This is a genomic window from Variovorax sp. 20P10.2.4 (assembly GCF_058244205.1).
The window spans coordinates 1-2,047 of sequence record NZ_JBZAYE010000951.1 but is presented as its reverse complement, the minus strand read 5'-3'; the positions used below and the strand labels follow the sequence as shown (position 1 = coordinate 2,047).

Below are 2,047 nucleotides of genomic sequence, written 5' to 3'. Positions count from 1 at the left end.
GCCGCCACCGCCGCGGCCCTGAACTGCACCCGCGAGGGTGCCGATCCACCGGTGCTGGCGGCCGTGCAGGCGGCGCTGGCGCAGGGAGACAATCGCTAGTCGTTCTGGCAGCGGGCGCGGCCCGCGAGCGAGCATGCAGCCATGACCACCACCACCCGCAAGCGTTCGATTCCCCGCCAGCGCCAGCCCGAGCTGGAGCGCGACTTCGCGCGCTCGCCCTCGCTGGGCTACGAGGCGCCCGAGGAGACCGGCCTGGTGCGATGCCTGGCGCACGGCTTCCCGAGCCCGCTGGTGCGCTGGCACTTCCACGAGGACTACGAGCTGCACCTGATCACCGAGACCTCGGGCAAGGCCTTCATCGGCGACTGGATCGGGCCGTTCCAGCCCGGCCACCTGGTGCTGTGCGGCCCGCGGCTGCCGCACAACTGGATCTCGCTCGACGTGCCCGAGGGCGGCGCCGCCGGGCGCGATCGCGTGATCCAGTTCCGCCACGAGCCGATCGAGCAGGCCGCGGCGCAGATTCCCGAGCTGCGCGAGGTCATGCAGCTGCTCGAGCGCGCGCGCCACGGCATCGAGTTCTTCGGCCTCTCGCAGCAGGCGCAGCAGCACTGGGACGACATCAAGGCCGCGCGCGGCGTGCGCCGGCTCGGGCTGTTCCTGGGCTTCCTGGCCGACCTCGCGCAGTGCACCGACTACCGGCTGCTGTCGAGCGTGCAGATGCAGGGCGCGCAGGGCGCCGACGGCGATGCGCAGGTCGACCAGATCAACGGCATCGTCAACCGCATCACCAACAACATGACCGAGCAGCTCTCGATGGCCGACCTGGCCGCCGAGCTCGGCATGAGCGAGAGCCGCTTCAGCCGCTTCTTCCGGCGCTCCACCGGCAACAGCTTCACCGACTTCGTCAACCGCGTGCGCATCAACAGCGCCTGCCACCTGCTGATGCAGACCGACCACTACGTGACCGACATCTGCTACCAGGTCGGCTTCAACAACGTGGCGAATTTCAACCGGCGCTTTCTCGAGATCAAGGGCATGACGCCCAGCGAGTTCCGCCGCCAGGCCGACACCCGCTTCGGCAACGGCATGGCCTGAACGCCGCCTTTCATTCAAACCCACCGGGAGCTTCTCTTGTATCTGGGACTCGACCTCGGCACGTCCGAGCTCAAGGCGCTGCTGCTCGCCGACGATCACCGCATCGTCGGCGTGGCGCGCGCATCGCTGACCGTGGACCGGCCGCATCCGCTGTGGTCCGAACAATCGCCCGCGCAATGGTGGCAGGCGCTCGAGCAGGTGATGGCGCAGCTGCGCGCCGACCAGCCGGTGGCGCTCGCGCAGGTGCGCGCCATCGGGCTGTCGGGCCAGATGCACGGCGCCACCTTGCTCGACGCGGCCGGCGAGGTGCTGCGCCCGGCCATCCTCTGGAACGACGGTCGCAGCGGCGCGCAGTGCGAGGCGCTGACACGCGCGGTGCCGCGCCTGGGCGAGATCGCGGGCAACCTCGCGATGCCGGGCTTCACCGCGCCCAAGCTGCTCTGGGTGCGCGAGCACGAGCCCGAGCTCTTCGCGCGCGTGGCGCGCGTGCTGCTGCCCAAGGACTGGCTGCGCTTCATGCTGAGCGGCGAGGCGGTCGGCGAGATGTCCGATGCGGCCGGCACGCTGTGGCTCGACGTCGGCGCGCGCGACTGGTCCGACGAGCTGCTCGCCGCCACCGGCCTTACCCGCGCGCAGATGCCGCGGCTGGTGGAAGGCAGCGAGGTCTCGGCCACGCTGAAGCCCGCGCTCGCCGAACGCTGGGGCCTGGGCGCGGAGGTGAAGATCGCCGGCGGCGCGGGCGACAACGCCGCCAGCGCGGTCGGCATGGGCATCGTGGAGCCGGGGCAGGGCTTCGTCTCGCTCGGCACCTCGGGCGTGATCTTCGTCGCCTCGAGCCGCTTCGAACCGAATCCCGCGCAGGCGGTGCATGCCTTCTGCCACGCGCTGCCGGGCCGCTGGCACCAGATGTCGGTGATGCTCTCGGCCGCGAGCGCCGTGAGCTGGGCCTCGC

At 71.1% G+C, this 2,047-nt stretch carries 2 protein-coding genes; both read left to right on the top strand.

Annotated features, from left to right (window positions below):
* Window positions 1-141: 141 nt before the first annotated feature.
* Window positions 142-1,095 (top strand): AraC family transcriptional regulator, encoded by a 954-nt coding sequence (locus tag AC27VN_RS39815; RefSeq protein WP_057594072.1) that lies wholly within the window; start codon window positions 142-144, stop codon window positions 1,093-1,095.
* Window positions 1,096-1,131: 36 nt separating this feature from the next.
* Window positions 1,132-2,047 (top strand): xylulokinase (gene xylB / locus AC27VN_RS39810; protein WP_490880262.1); only part of this gene is annotated, 916 nt, incomplete at its 3' end.